Annotated in this window: 13 protein-coding genes and 1 pseudogene; 7 read left to right on the plus strand and 7 right to left on the minus strand. The window is 57.9% G+C overall.

Annotation, left to right across the window (positions count from 1 at the left end; genetic code table 11):
• Nucleotides 1–28: 28 nt before the first annotated feature.
• Nucleotides 29–979: pseudogene (locus tag EAW52_RS26865) on the plus strand (cache domain-containing protein); the annotation flags it as partial.
• A gap of 66 nt (nucleotides 980–1045) precedes the next feature.
• Nucleotides 1046–1834 carry a methyl-accepting chemotaxis protein gene (locus EAW52_RS26870; RefSeq protein ID WP_372238924.1) on the plus strand — a complete coding sequence of 263 codons (789 nt, stop codon included), beginning with the start codon at nucleotides 1046–1048 and terminating at the stop codon, nucleotides 1832–1834.
• A gap of 46 nt (nucleotides 1835–1880) precedes the next feature.
• Here EAW52_RS26870 and EAW52_RS16000 read toward each other — a convergent pair whose 3' ends face one another.
• The 5 genes from EAW52_RS16000 to EAW52_RS16020 form a co-directional block, all read right to left on the minus strand.
• Nucleotides 1881–2333, minus strand: a complete 453-nt coding sequence (locus EAW52_RS16000; protein ID WP_122043204.1) for an NUDIX domain-containing protein — start codon at nucleotides 2331–2333, stop codon at nucleotides 1881–1883.
• The gene (locus tag EAW52_RS16005; protein ID WP_010797482.1) at nucleotides 2330–2524 is read right to left on the minus strand and encodes a hypothetical protein; all 195 of its coding nucleotides are present in this window, start codon (nucleotides 2522–2524) and stop codon (nucleotides 2330–2332) included. The genes EAW52_RS16000 and EAW52_RS16005 overlap by 4 nt, the downstream gene beginning before the upstream one ends.
• A 162-nt stretch (nucleotides 2525–2686) precedes the next feature.
• Nucleotides 2687–3547 (minus strand): acyl-CoA thioesterase II, encoded by an 861-nt coding sequence (gene tesB / locus EAW52_RS16010; RefSeq protein ID WP_074827763.1) that lies wholly within the window; start codon nucleotides 3545–3547, stop codon nucleotides 2687–2689.
• A gap of 118 nt (nucleotides 3548–3665) precedes the next feature.
• Nucleotides 3666–5273 carry a nitroreductase family protein gene (locus EAW52_RS16015; RefSeq protein WP_122043205.1) on the minus strand — a complete coding sequence of 536 codons (1608 nt, stop codon included), beginning with the start codon at nucleotides 5271–5273 and terminating at the stop codon, nucleotides 3666–3668.
• 16 nt (nucleotides 5274–5289) lie between these two features.
• Nucleotides 5290–5886, minus strand: a complete 597-nt coding sequence (locus EAW52_RS16020; protein WP_010797479.1) for a GNAT family N-acetyltransferase — start codon at nucleotides 5884–5886, stop codon at nucleotides 5290–5292.
• 287 nt (nucleotides 5887–6173) lie between these two features.
• Between EAW52_RS16020 and EAW52_RS16025 the strand changes: the two genes are divergently transcribed.
• The 3 genes from EAW52_RS16025 to EAW52_RS16035 are packed head-to-tail and all read left to right on the plus strand — an operon-like array spanning nucleotide 6174 to nucleotide 9369.
• Nucleotides 6174–7793, plus strand: a complete 1620-nt coding sequence (locus EAW52_RS16025) for a histidine kinase famiy protein (RefSeq protein WP_122044826.1) — start codon at nucleotides 6174–6176, stop codon at nucleotides 7791–7793.
• Nucleotides 7790–8428, plus strand: coding sequence for an exopolysaccharide biosynthesis protein (locus EAW52_RS16030; RefSeq protein ID WP_256680610.1), 639 nt, complete (start codon nucleotides 7790–7792; stop codon nucleotides 8426–8428). The genes EAW52_RS16025 and EAW52_RS16030 overlap by 4 nt, the downstream gene beginning before the upstream one ends.
• A gap of 14 nt (nucleotides 8429–8442) precedes the next feature.
• The gene (locus EAW52_RS16035; protein WP_122043206.1) at nucleotides 8443–9369 is read left to right on the plus strand and encodes a histone deacetylase; all 927 of its coding nucleotides are present in this window, start codon (nucleotides 8443–8445) and stop codon (nucleotides 9367–9369) included.
• Here the strand turns inward: EAW52_RS16035 and EAW52_RS16040 are convergent.
• A complete protein-coding gene (locus EAW52_RS16040) occupies nucleotides 9366–10691 on the minus strand; it encodes an FAD-binding oxidoreductase (protein ID WP_122043207.1) in 1326 nt (441 codons plus the stop codon). The two genes, EAW52_RS16035 and EAW52_RS16040, sit on opposite strands and share 4 nt — an antisense overlap.
• 129 nt (nucleotides 10692–10820) lie before the next feature.
• Here EAW52_RS16040 and EAW52_RS16045 point away from each other — a divergent pair, with 129 nt between their 5' ends.
• Nucleotides 10821–12056 carry a TIGR03862 family flavoprotein gene (locus EAW52_RS16045; protein WP_122044828.1) on the plus strand — a complete coding sequence of 412 codons (1236 nt, stop codon included), beginning with the start codon at nucleotides 10821–10823 and terminating at the stop codon, nucleotides 12054–12056.
• A gap of 137 nt (nucleotides 12057–12193) precedes the next feature.
• Entirely contained in the window at nucleotides 12194–12664 is a 471-nt protein-coding gene (locus tag EAW52_RS16050) for a hemerythrin domain-containing protein (protein WP_122043208.1), read from the plus strand.
• 52 nt (nucleotides 12665–12716) lie between these two features.
• Here EAW52_RS16050 and EAW52_RS16055 read toward each other — a convergent pair whose 3' ends face one another.
• Nucleotides 12717–14033: a DEAD/DEAH box helicase gene (locus EAW52_RS16055; RefSeq protein ID WP_122044829.1), complete on the minus strand. Its 1317-nt coding sequence runs from the start codon at nucleotides 14031–14033 to the stop codon at nucleotides 12717–12719.
• Between the last annotated feature and the right edge of the window lie 77 nt (nucleotides 14034–14110).

Raw genomic sequence — 14110 nt, forward strand, 5'->3', positions numbered from 1 at the left:
GCTGCTGGTGGGCGCCAGCCTGACCGGTATGAACTTCTGGAACAGTCAGAAAAGCCTGGAGACCCACATTGCGGAACAGGTCAGTAATGCCAGCAGGACGTTCAGCGCCAACGTGCGTTACTGGCTACAAAGCAAGGAGGTGGTGCTCCAGGCCGTGAAGGCCACTGACGACCCGTCTGCCATGCTGTCGATTCTTAATCAGGCCAAGATTTCCGGCGGTTTCGACAACGTCTTTTTTGCTCGGGCCGATGGCAGCCAGGTGAACGCCAACGGTGTAACCCTGCCGCCAGACAATAATGACCCTCGCAAATGGAAGTGGTACCAGCAGGCGCTGGTCGCACCAAACAAGGTCTACATCTCGACGCCGACTATTGCAGCGGCTACTGGCAGCCACGTGCTGTCCCTGGGCCGCGCTCTGCAGCAGAGCGGAAACACGCTTGGGGTGGTGGGCGCTGACGTCAGCATGGCCGAGATTCTTGAGCAGCTGAAACAGATCAAGCTTCCTGGCAATGGCTCGGCCTTCTTTGTAGACAAGGACGGCACCATTCTGGGCCACACGGACACGGCCCTGCTCGACAAGAAGGTCAGCGACCTGATGACGGAGCTCACCCCAGCCACCCTGGCGTCACTGGCTGCCAGCAAGGGTACGCAGCACTTGCTGGACCATAACGGTGAGCGTTTGTACGCTGTCCCGATCGATCATGATGGAGAGATTCTCATCATGACGCTGGACGATGCTGTTCTGACCGCCCCGCTCTATCAGCAGTTGTGGGTGAGTCTGGGCGCATTCGGCGCTATCCTCGTTCTGTCGCTGATCGCCATCAACATGCTGTGCGCCTGGCTGCTACGCCCGCTGGGTGTGGTCTCCCAGGGACTTCAGGTAATCGCCCATGGCAATGGCGACCTGACCAAGCGCATCCCTCAACAGAGCCAGGACGAGGTGGGCCATCTGGCCCTGCACTTCAACCAGTTCGTGGCCAGTCTGCATGAACTGGTTACGCATATTCGCCATCAGGCGGTGGAAATCGGCCAGGAGTCCACGACGGTGTTAAACAACAGCACACTGTCGGTCGCTGACTTGGGTCGTCTCCAACAGGAGCTGACGCTGGTCGCAACAGCAGTCACCGAAATGGCTTCGGCTACCCAGGAAATTGCGGGCAATGCCGAACGTACGGCGCAATCGGCGCAGCAGTCTACCGAAAGCAGTCAGCAAGGCCTGGAGCTGGTTCGCAAGACCCAGACCTCCATTACCGATCTGGCCCAGGAAGTGGCGGAAGCGACTCAGGTCATCACTGAACTCAGCCAGCACTCCCAGTCCATTTCCAATGTCTTGACCAGCATCCAGAGTATCGCCGAGCAGACCAACCTTCTGGCCCTGAACGCAGCGATTGAGGCGGCGCGGGCGGGCGAGCAGGGTCGCGGTTTTGCGGTGGTGGCTGACGAGGTGCGGACTCTGTCGCAACGCACCCAGGCGTCTACCCAGGAAATCCAGACGACAATCAGCAATCTGTTGCGTGTAACACAGGATGCAGTCAGCCGGATGGACAACAGCCGTCATCTGGCTGAACGCAGCGTGGCGGATGCCGATCAGGCGTACGTGGCGCTGGAGCAGATCACCCAGTCGGCCTCACTGATCTCGGACATGTCGATGCAGATTGCAGCGGCAGCTGAGGAGCAGACCTCCGTGACGGAAGAAATTACCCGTAACGTGGTAACCATTAAATCTTTGGGTGATACCCTGGCTGAAAGCTCAGTGCAGGCGGAGCATCAATCCCGCTCACTGCAAAGCCACGCCGGTGATTTGAACGAACGCGTCTCCCGTTTCATTCTGTAACCCTGCCTTGCTGTCCACTCCCTTGCCCAGGGAGTGGACCCTCTTCTCAACCCATCCTTCTAACACGGTCGTGAATGACCTTCAGAGCTTCCCGAAAGACCCAGTGCCACTGGGACGATGCGGCTCGACCAAGTGGGTACCAGAAAAAGCGAAACTCCAATCCGCCTCCATCGGTGGTGCGATGGGCCCAGCCCTCAGGTAACTCGTACGCGCTTTCGCACAGGTGCATCGACCATACCTGCTCCTGATAGCCAGAGACCCATGTTCCTAGATCCACAGGCCACTCGGGCACTTGGATACCTGATTCTTCCCATAGCTCCCGCAACGCAGCCTCAGCAGGTAGTTCACCCGGCTCGATAGACCCTTTGATTAACTGAAGCCCTGCCAAGGGGTGCTCGAACGCCAGTATCTGCAGTTCGCTTTTATGACGCAGTACGACCGGACATGCCTTAACCGGACTTGCTGAAGCATCGTTATTTGCCAAGGGCAGCCTTGTCATCGCACGTCGACCTGGTTCAGCTGACGCCTCAGCCGATCGTTTTCCCTCTGTAACGCTGTGATGTGGTAGCGCAAATCCTTGATGACACTCAGGTGATAGCGGTGCTCAAGCTCCAGCGCTCGGTAGCGCTGCATCAGTGTGCCTGAGTCTGCCATAGCCAGGGATTGGGAAAGATCGTCTGCTGGAGACATCGGTACGCCCTCCTCTTATTTACTGTTTATTTATACAGTAGTCAGCGGAGCGCAAAATGACAACCTTTTCTGACGTCAAAAGACTGGTCGTACAGGAAATTTCATTGATGTGTCATAAAAAAGGGCGGAGCCCGTCCGCCCTTTTCAAGATATCGACTGTTTTTAGACGCGCTTGCGGATCAACCCTTCCTGGGCAACCGAGGCGACAAGCTGACCCGCTCGGTTGTATATGCTGCCACGGCACAATCCACGCGCCCCCCCGGCCCACGGGCTATCCATGGAATACAGCAGCCACTCGTCCACCCGTAGCGGCTGATGGAACCAGATCGCGTGATCAAGGCTGGCAACCTGCATCTCCTTATTCCAGTAGCTGATGCCATGAGGCAACAAGGACGTCGGGAGCAGGTTGAAGTCCGAGGCATAGGCCAGCAGGTATCGATGCAGCGCAGGGTTGTCCGGCAGCTGCCCGTTGGCCCTGAACCAGACATGGCGTGCGGGCGCTGTTGGCTCTGGATCAAACGGATGGGTCACCTTGACCGGACGAATCTCGATGGGCTTAGGTGCCAGCAGCTTTTCCCGCGTAGGCTCCGGGATGAACTGGGCAAACTGTTGGATGTAGTCCAGCTCGGACGCCAGCGAGTCTGGATCGGGCACGTCCGGCATTTCGCTCTGGTGTTCAAAACCGGGTTCCAGACCCTGGAACGAGGCACTGCAGAAGAAAATCGGTTTGCCTTTCTGGATGGCCGTGACGCGACGGGTCGTAAAGCTGCCGCCATCCCGGACGCGATCCACCTCATACACCACCGGAATCGTCACGTCGCCAGGCCGCAAGAAGTAGCCATGCAGCGAGTGCACCTGACGCGACGCATCCACCGTCTGGCTCGCCGCTGACAGGGCCTGACCGAGCACATGCCCACCGAATAATTGTGGAAAGCCCAGGTCCTGACTACGACCGCGGTAGAGGTTTTCCTCGATGGACTCAAGGCTTAACAAGGCAACAAGATCATCCAGCACTGTGCTCATCACGTTTTCCGTGGTCGTTTTGATAATGGCCAAATCATACGCAAGTCAGTCGTGAAGCCGTAGCCCCATGATGAGGAAACGGCAGCGGCAGGATGTCCCTCCAGGACTCCGCCACCCATCAGGCAAAGTCGTTCTCAGGCGCGGGATAAGCTGGCAGCGAGGTCAGGCGCATGTCCACGGTCGCGCGTCCCATGGTGAAGTGATAAAGGCTTTGCCAGGTTGTATCCGCAAGCCCTATCAAGTCATGCACCAGCGGGTCAAAATAGCAACCGATACCGGTGCCTGAAAGCCCTGCCGCTTCTGCCTCCAGGTAAAGCACCTGTCCAATCTGTCCGGTCTCCCAGAATAGCTGCGGATAGCACCAGGCCCCCTGGGCAAGGGCATCATCGAAACGAGCCATCATTGCGATACTAATACAACCGTCAGACGCAATGTCCTGGCCGCAGGAAAGCAAGCCAGCCAGCTCACTGGCATCCCCTTTGAGCAACCGGAACAACCTGAGCCCCTCCGCCTCCTCTACCCGCTCCCAGAGTAAGTCCGCTCGGGCGGTGATATTGAGCTCTCCTTCACTGCGCGCCAGCCAATATAACCCCGGTTCCAGCCCCACTACGCGATTTACAAAGATCAGAAGATCGACTTGGGCAGGCTTGCCCAACGTCAGGAAAGGCACCGGTGCCTGCTCCGGCAATGTGCGCCTTAGCCAGGCAAAGAAAAGATCAGACAGAATGCCCGTCCGACCATCCATGGACTGCGCGCTACGCCGTTGATGCAGCAATGGCCGCAGCAGTAGCTGGTCGTTTTCCTGGGTAACTACGCCCCGGGAAATAGGCATGTCGTAAGGCAAGCGCTTGGGCGCACGGCATGCGGCAGCGATCCGCCCAACCTCAGGCCACTCTACGTACTCTCGCGAAAGTCGATTAGGCGTGCCGGCGAGCTGCAACTGACTCAGCAGCTTGAACAGACTATCGGGCAAGGAAGGCTCGGCCGATTGCGGCGGACCGATCCAGAGCAGCGCCTCCATTTGCTCCTGCTCACCAAAGCCGTCTCGATCAACTCCAAACGCCGCGTCGAGCGTTTCATCCGCCACGTCGTGAATCAGTCGTGTTTCCCAACCTTGCGCGGCGGCAGCAATGGCAATGGCGGCCAAGGCGTGGCCTATATCATGCTGACAGTAGCGCCAGGCTCGCTCGCCATATTTCCAGGCCTCACGCCAATAGATACTGGACAGTGCGACCAAAAAGCTTCCCGGCGGCAAGGCGCCAACGATGTCTTCATCCAGCACTTCGGGAAGCTCGGTGCGTACTTCCAGGGCATGCAGATCGGCCGTGTAATGTGTCATCAAGGCACGATCGTTCAGTACACCCGGTGGCAGCAAGGCATAGGCTTCGGTGGGATGCAGATTACCGGAGGAGGGATTCACTCGCAGCGCCCAGCGGCTGCTGCCCGACTCTTTCCAGGCAGAAATGGCCAAACTGTCATAAAACAGCCGAGAGATATTGGCAGGATCCAGCGGGGCCGGCTCGCCTACAGGGCCTGCAAAAACCTCATCGTACAGAGGCGAATCCTCTAGCATGCGGCGCAGTAACGGAATGACTTCGCATCCCCGATACCGGCGGAATGGCGCAGGTTGGTTAGCCCAATCGAGCGCATCGGGTCCGCGGGCATAGCCCTCACGACGGTGCATGCTGAGCGAATGATAGGCTCTGACGATGTCTTCTGGGGTCATGCAGTCCTCTTTGTCATTAACAGGCATTCATGCTGTCGCCAGTTTCCAGTCTACTAATCCATTGATGGCGGCTGAGTCGATACAGAACATGGTGGCGCAAGGGGTGGCCTTCCGGCAGGTTTGGATGTTCAAAGTCGTCGGCCGGATCGTACTGCATACCCAATCGTGCCATCAGGCCGCGGGAGCGTTCGTTTTCAGGCACGGTAAACGCCACGATCTCTTCCAGGCCTACCTGCTCGAAGCCAAAGGCAAGCGCGGCTTCGGCAGCTTCATGGGCATAGCCTTCGTCCCAATATTCGGCACCCAGCCGCCAGCCGATCTCGACCGCTGGCGTAAAAGGTGCGTCGAAATTGGAATGCTCAAGCCCGACATACCCAATGAAAGGCGGACCGTTCCTGACCTCCACGGCCCACCAGCCATAGCCATGATCGTGGAAATGCGCCTGGATACGCTCGGTCAGCGCCTGCGTTTCAGCCTCACTCAGGCATTTGGGGAAAAATTCCATTACCCGTGGATCAGCGCTTTGTGCAGCGAAAGGCGTATAGTCTTCATTGCGCCAAGGGCGCAAAATCAAACGTTCGGTACGTAACACCTTGGGATAGGCCTGGCTCATCTCCACCCTCTTTTAAGGTCCTTTGATGTTGGGACTGTTGTGAAGCCAGAGTATTCCGTAAAGCCGGTTCGGTTTTTTGATAATGGCTACCGCTTGGCGAGATCGGCAGGAATCGTCATCATGAGCGCCAGTCGGCAGCATCGCCTGTATCTGCCGAAACTTGGCATTTAGCCGCATCCTAACAACTACATCTCTAAATTCGACCAATGTATTGACCTTCACTGAGCAATATGGCCGGCGAATGGTCCTACATCATTAATGCGTTCTTTTCAGGCTGCTGCACACACATGACTTCCAAGAATTCGGACAACTTCACCACTAATGACCACAATAAAGTGGCAAAAGGTATGCCAGATGAAGTCCGTAGCCAGCACGGCGATATCTTTTTCGCTGCGGTTAAAATGACTCGCATGCCTATGGTCGTGACCGACCCACGGCAGGACGATAATCCCATTATTTTTGCCAACGACGCCTTCCTGAAAACGACCGGCTATGAAGAGCATGAAGTATTGGGACGCAACTGCCGTTTTCTTCAAGGCCCGGAAACGGACCGGGAGACCATCCGGCAGATCCGCGAAAGCGTCGAGTCCCGTCATGAATGCAATACCGAGTTGTTGAATTACCGCAAAGATGGCTCGACCTTCTGGAATGCCTTGTATATTTCTCCGGTCTACAACCAAGCAGGCGAGCTGGTGTATTTCTTTGCCTCGCAACTGGATGTCAGCCGCCGCCATGACGCCGAAGAGGCCTTGCGGCAATCCCAGAAAATGGAGGCATTGGGTCAGCTCACCGGCGGCATTGCCCATGATTTCAACAATCTGTTGCAAGTCATGGTGGGTTATCTGGACATTCTCCGGATCAACCTGGATCGTCCGGAAATGGACAGGGAAAAGGCCAAGCGCCATGTCGACAACACCCGAGAAGCGGTCAATCGCGCGGCCACACTGACGCAACAACTTTTGGCGTTTGCCCGCAAGCAGCGCCTGACCGGTCGAACGTTGAACATCAACGAGCTGATTGAAGAGCGACTCGACCTGCTGTATCGAACGCTAGGAGAGCCCTATCAACTAACGACTCGGCTGGCGCCTGAGCTCTGGAATTGCAAGATAGACCCGACCCAGGCCGAAATGGCGCTCATCAATATCCTGGCGAACGCACGTGATGCCATGGAATCGCGGGGTGAAGGTCGTGTCACGATCGAAACCCGCAACATTGAAGTAACGCCAGAGGATATGGCCTACGGAGGCCTGACTCCTGGCCGCTATGCCTGCATCGCCATTACCGATACCGGAGAGGGCATTCCAACAGAAGTGCTTGGACGGGTCCTCGATCCGTTCTTCACAACCAAGGAAGAAGGCAAAGGGACCGGTCTTGGTCTATCCATGGTGTATGGCTTCATGAAGCAGTCCGGCGGCGCGGTTCGTGTGTACTCCGAGGCCGGTATGGGTACGACGGTCCGCCTGTATTTCCCGACGACACAAAGTGAAATCATCCAGCAGCCTGCCGAATCCAATGGCACCAGCGAGGAGCCCGGTAACGAGACTATCCTGGTTGTGGATGATCGAGAAGAAGTGGCAGCGCTGGCGCAGGCGATTCTTGAGGAGTTCGGCTATTCGGTTCGGGTCGCCTACAATGGCAAGGAAGCGCTGGCTACCCTGGAGCAGCATGGCGATATCCAGATGCTCTTTAGCGACCTGATCATGCCCGGCGGCATGAATGGCGTAATGCTCGCCCAGGAAGCCCGCCGACGCTGGCCTCATATTCGCGTCCTGCTCACGACCGGCTATGCCGATACCACGCTGGAACGTGGGCAGACGGATACCTCTGAATTCGAAGTGCTGAGCAAGCCCTACGGCCGCCTGGAACTCGCGCGTCGAGTCAGGAAGATACTGGACGGAGCAGGATGAATGACAATGAGGGTGTGATGGAGGAAGACGACCACTACGAGTGCAGCGCCGCAAGTGACTCACCAGCCAGTCTGGAAGCCTTTCTCAGTTGCCTCGAAGAGGTCGGGCGCAGCCCGGAAAAGGTTTCCGTGGGCCACTTGATCGATGCCATCGGGAGTCGCTCCTACGGTCCACTTCTTCTGCTTGCAGGCATCATTGCCCTGTCTCCCCTGACGGGCATTCCTGGCGTTGCCACCGTCATCTCGATCTATGTCGTTCTGGTTAGCGTACAACTGCTCATCGGCCGCAAGCATTTCTGGCTGCCGCGCTGGGCACTGAAACGTCAGGTTCCGCGTGGCAAACTACGAAAATCACTGCGCATGCTGCACCCTACCGCACGTTTCGTGGATCGCTTTTTGAAACCACGTCTGACCTTCCTGACCAAGGGTATCTTCCAGCACATCACGGCGCTGCTCTGCATTGGGGTCGCGGTATGCATGCCGGTTCTGGATCTGGTGCCCTTCGCCAATACCACGGCCGGAGCCGCCATGACGGCGTTCGCTATTTCGTTGATCGCCCGTGATGGACTTATATTCCTGCTGGCCAGCGGATTCTGTTGCGGTATTGTCTGGCTGCTCATCAGTCTCCTGCTCTAGCCATCAGCCTTTTCATGACAGCACTTCCTCTGGTTTACCACGACGATTACAGCCCACCCTTTCCACCCGAGCATCGGTTTCCGATGGAGAAGTTTCGCCTGCTCTATGAGCACTTGAGCGAAAGCGGACTGGTGACGGCTGACAACCTGTACCGCCCGGAATTACCTGTGCCAGAAGTGCTGGCCCTGGCTCACGATCCGGTCTATGTCGAGCGCTACATGGGCGGCGAGCTGTCCCATGCCGAGCAGCGCCAGCTGGGTCTGCCCTGGAGCGAGGCGCTGGCACGACGAACCATTCGCGCTGTGGGCGGCTCGCTATTGACGCTGGAGCTGGCGTTGCAACACGGGTTGGCCTGCCATATGGCTGGGGGCACGCACCATGCACATCATGATTACCCAGCTGGGTTTTGTATCTTCAACGACTTGGCCATCATGGCGCTGTATCTCTTGGAAAGCGGCAAGGCGGGACGCGTTCTGATCTTTGACTGCGATGTTCACCAGGGGGACGGCACTGCCCGAATTCTTGAACATGTTCCCGATGCCGTCACGGTGTCGCTGCATTGCCAGACCAACTACCCGGCGCGTAAGGCACAGAGCGATTGGGACATTCCATTACCCAAGGGCATGGGTGATGCAGGGTATTTGCATACCGTTGAGGAAGCACTGAATTACCTGTTACCTCTCTACCAGCCTGACATTGTGCTCTATGACGCCGGTGTCGACGTGCATGCCAGCGATGCCCTGGGCTATCTCATGCTGACGGACGAAGGCATCGCTGCACGGGACGAATACGTCATCCGCCATTGCCTGAGCCGGGACATCCCGGTCGTCGGCGTGATTGGCGGCGGCTACGACCGGGACCGAGCTCTGCTAGCCAGACGGCACGGCATCCTGCATCACAGCGCCGCCAAGGTCTGGGCCAGTGGGCTTGCGCCGGGCTAGAGCTTCATGGGTCTGGGCTTGGAGCCATCGGAAAAGCGGGTAAACCGGAACTCATAAGGGTCAACGATCGGCCTGGCGCCTGTTACCAGGTCTGCTGCCAGCTGCCCAACCGCAGGCCCCACGCCAAACCCATGACCGGAAAGCCCTGTCGCCACAACCAATCCAGGCACTGCATCAATCTCGGAGATAACAGGAACGGCATCCGGGGTTACGTCGATCAGCCCCGCCCATTGCTGGGCGATCTGTGCCTTGGCAAACACTGGAAACTGACGAACCAGTTGATTCATGGCGTTCAGGTTCTGCTGAGGGTCCGGGTAAGGATCCAGCACGCGCATGTATTCGTAGGGAGACGGGCGATCCAGCAGGACAGGTTTGCCTTCATGCCATTCCTGGCGGAAGCGCTCGTCAAACCGGATCCGCAGGCTCGACCATTCCGATTTCAAGGTCGGTAAAAAGTCCAGAAAGAAGCGGAAGCTGTCGGGTACCAGCGAAGCGATATTCACGCTGCCATTGGCAATGGTATAGCCACCGTCCAGGCGTTTGCGAAATGCCACGTCGCGCGTCCAGAGCGTACAGTCAGGCCCCTCCTCCAGTGGCGCCGTCCGCAGTACGCTGTTGCGTACCTTGAGTTGTGGCAGCCGCACGCCAAGGTCCTTCAGAAAACGGCTCGACCAGGCCCCACCTGCCAGAATCACGGACTCGCAGGCAATTCGGCCTCGTTCGGTAATGGCTGCACTGACCCGCCCCGCCGACAGCTCCAGCCCCCGCACGGCGCAGTCGGTCAGAATGACAGCCCCGAACCGCTGGGCCGCCGTTGCGATCGCAGGTGCTGCTTTCTGGGGCTCGGCGCGCCCATCGGTAGGGCAATAGATACCGCTTTTCCAGCTGACTTCGCCGGCTGGCAGCAACTGCTTGAGCTCGCTGCCAGATACCATGCGCACGTCTATATCATGCTGACGCGCCACACTGATCCATTTTTCGTAGTCGGCCTCCTCCTGCTCGGATTCGGACGAAAACAGAATGCCGGAGCGGCGAAAACCGGTTTCGCCCTGTACAACCTCATTGAGACCCTCCCAGAGCCTCAGGCTTTCAACTGCCAGCGGAATCTCGCGGGGGTCACGGTACAGCTTGCGCACCCACCCCCAGTTGCGGCTGGACTGTTCTCCAGCGATATAACCCTTCTCGCAGAGCACCACGGAAATGCCTTCCCGCGCCAGCGCCAATGCCGCGCTGGTCCCGGCAATGCCTCCGCCGATCACAACGACCTGAACCTTGGCTGGTAGCGCCTTATCCGCCTTGACTAGATCAACCTCGGGTCCCATCCACCACGCTCCGTTCATCGATAATCAGTTAGTCACGCAAGAGCCATGCCCTGTTCAATCGTACACCAGCGGGATTCTGCTGGTACTTCGCGGTAAACTGGCGGGCTTTCTCTACCTGCGATGGCTGTCATGTCCCCACACGTGCCTACTCATTCCCGTACCGCCGCCATTATCGGCGGTGGGCCTGCCGGCCTTATGGCTGCCGAAGTTCTGGCCGGTACTGGTGTAACAGTAGACGTATATGACGGTATGCCCTCAGTCGGACGCAAGTTTCTTCTGGCCGGGGTAGGCGGCATGAACATTACCCACGCCGAAGACCAACCCGCCTTTCGCTCCCGTTACCGCGAGCGTGAAACTGCCCTTTCCCGCTGCCTCGACGGATTCGACAGTCTTGCCTTGCGAGCCTGGATTCATGGGCTGGGCATCGAGACGTTTGTCGGCAGCTCAGGCCGCGTCTTTCCCACAGACATGAAGGCCGCTCCTCTGCTCCGAGCCTGGCTGCATCGCTTACGGGAAGCAGGCGTTCGCATTCATACGCGGCACCGCTGGTTGGGCTGGGACGAGCATGGCGCCCTGCGTTTTTCCACTCCGGCTGGGGAAACCTGCCTGCGCGCCGAAGCGACAGTCTTGGCCCTGGGTGGAGCTAGCTGGCCGCGACTGGGCTCCGATGGGGTGTGGACAGGATATCTTGAGGAACAGGGTATTGCCCTTGCCCCGCTACAACCAGCCAACTGCGGTTTTGAGGTCGCTCAGTGGAGCGATCATTTACGCAGCAAGTTTGCCGGCTCGCCTATCAAGCCTGTAGTCATGATGCTTAAAGACGGTACTCGCCGCCAAGGCGAATTCGTGCTGACTGAGACAGGCATTGAGGGCAGTCTGATCTATGCCCTGTCGGCTGAAATTCGCGCCGAACTGCTTCGTACCGGCTCCGCCACCCTATACCTGGACCTTGCGCCTACCAAGGAACAGAGCGCGCTTGCCGCGGCGCTAAGCAAGCCGCGCAAAGGCAAGTCCATGGCCAATCACCTGCGTGCCCATGCCGGGCTGGAAGGCGCTCGTTCTGCCTTGCTGCGGGAGCTGGCTCCCGCCAAGGCGTTTGATGACATGCAGCATCTGGCAGCCGCGATCAAATCGTTACCCCTGACTGTAACCCGCCCCCGTCCTATCGAGGAAGCCATCAGTTCGGCTGGCGGCGTACCGTTCGAAGCGCTGAACGAGCAGCTCATGCTCAATGCCCTGCCGGGCGTGTTCTGTGCCGGTGAAATGCTGGATTGGGAAGCGCCTACGGGAGGCTATCTGCTGACGGCCTGCTTTGCTACTGGCCGTACCGCCGGCCTGGGTGCTGCAGCCTGGCTGCAGCAGTAAACCGCTTATTGTGCAGCCTTGATCACAGCCCTCCTGTCGGATACCCCGAACCGCCTCGTCATGCCCATGGTCAGCTCTCATAGAGCCCGTGACGAGGCTTACTACCGTGCTTATCCTTATGATGAGAGAGCCTGACCATGAATGCTATCGACCTCCTGAAAAACGATCATAAAACCATTCTCGATATTCTTGAGCAGCTGAGCAGCACCTCCGAGCGCGCTGTTAAAAAGCGTCAGGATCTGGTGCAAAAGCTTGAACACGAGCTGACATTGCATACGCATATCGAGGAAGAGATTTTCTATCCGGCGTTCAAGGCGGCGGGCAAGAAAGAAGAAGCAAAGATGTATTACGAAGCGATTGAAGAGCATCGGGCAGTCGACTCGCTGGTGCTGCCGCATATCAAAGCCACAGCGCCTGATAGCCTGGAGTTTTCTGGTCGCGTGAAAGTGGCCAAGGAACTGCTTGAGCATCACATCGAAGAGGAAGAAGAAGAGATGTTCAAGGATGCTCAGGAATTGCTGGCGTCCCAACTGGACGAGCTAGGCACACAAATGCAGGAGCGCAAAAAGTCGCTCAAGCAAGAGCTCAACGCACGCAAAGCGGCCTGAGCCCTGACAGTCTCTGTAACGCCGGACGGTGTTACAGAGACTGCACGATCATCTATTTCTTCTTGCCGAACCCAGGCATCTTGCGAACCGGCTTTACCGACGGCTTGTCGTTCTCGATCCAGCGCCCCAGAGGCTTCCCGCTTTTAGCGTCGCTTACTGAGCCTACCTTGGGTTTCTTCGGCTTCTTCGGCTTTTTCATCACAACGCCACCAGGACCGGTTTGCGGCACCTTGTGATCAGGGATGAAATCCGGCTCGTCCCGTCGCGCAATGGTTTGTCCAATCAGCGTCTCAATGGCTGCCAAGTGGTCGACCTCATCGGCAGCTACCAGAGAAACGGCCGCCCCGGTCGCACCGGCACGTCCTGTACGTCCAATGCGGTGGACGTAATCTTCCGCCACGATGGGTAGATCCAGATTGACCACGAGCGGCAAGTCCTGAATATCCAGACCTCGTGCGGCCACGTCAGTCGCCACCAGAACATCCGCTTCACCCGCCTTGAACCGAGCCAGCGCACGCAGACGAGCCGGTTGAGGCTTGTCGCCATGAATCGACTCGGCACGGATACCTTCCTGCGTCAGCGTTTCCACCAGTTGGTCGACACCCTTACGGGTCTTGGCAAATACCAGTACTTGCCCCCAGCGCTTTTGCGCATAGAGGTGGCAGAACAGTTCCGCCTTACGCTTTTTGTCCACGGGAATCAGCCACTGCTTGACGCTCTTGGTGGTCGTGTTGCGCGGACTGATATCGATGGTCAACGGATCGCGCAGCAGTGGCTTGGCCAGATCACGAATGGCTTCAGAGAACGTGGCGGAAAAAAGAAGTGTCTGCCGACGCTGGGGCACCATGACAAAAATCTCGCCCAGCTCGCGGGAAAAGCCCAGATCCAGCATTCGATCAGCTTCGTCGAGGATCAGCGTCTGTACCTGATCAAAGCGCACAGCGTTCTGGTTGAACAAATCCAGCAAACGACCTGGCGTGGCGACCAGCACATCCACCCCTTTACGCAACTTCATCATCTGCGGATTGATGCTGACGCCGCCATACACCACCGCCGTACGCAGCGGCAAATGCTGCGCGTAATCACGTACGCTGGTGTGAACCTGCTCAGCGAGTTCGCGGGTTGGCACAAGAATCAATGCACGGACTCGATTCGCCGTGACTGCCGGGCCCTCCTGAACGAGGCGCTGCAGTGTCGGCAAAGCAAAGCCAGCTGTCTTGCCTGTACCCGTCTGGGCCGCGGCAAGCAGATCGCGGCCTTTGAGTACCGCAGGAATGGCCTGAGCCTGGATCGGAGTCGGGGTGGTGTGTTCCAGCGCGTCGAGCACACGCAACAAAGGCTCGATCAGGCCGAGTTCGGCAAAAGTCATGACGCTAACCGCAATGAAGAAAAGGACGAAATTGTAGGCGCCAAGCAACGTAGCGTCGAGCGCGGCCATCGGAGCGG

Origin of the sequence: Pseudomonas sp. LTJR-52 (assembly GCF_003691465.1) — a bacterium.
GTDB lineage: Bacteria > Pseudomonadota > Gammaproteobacteria > Pseudomonadales > Pseudomonadaceae > Chryseomonas > Chryseomonas luteola.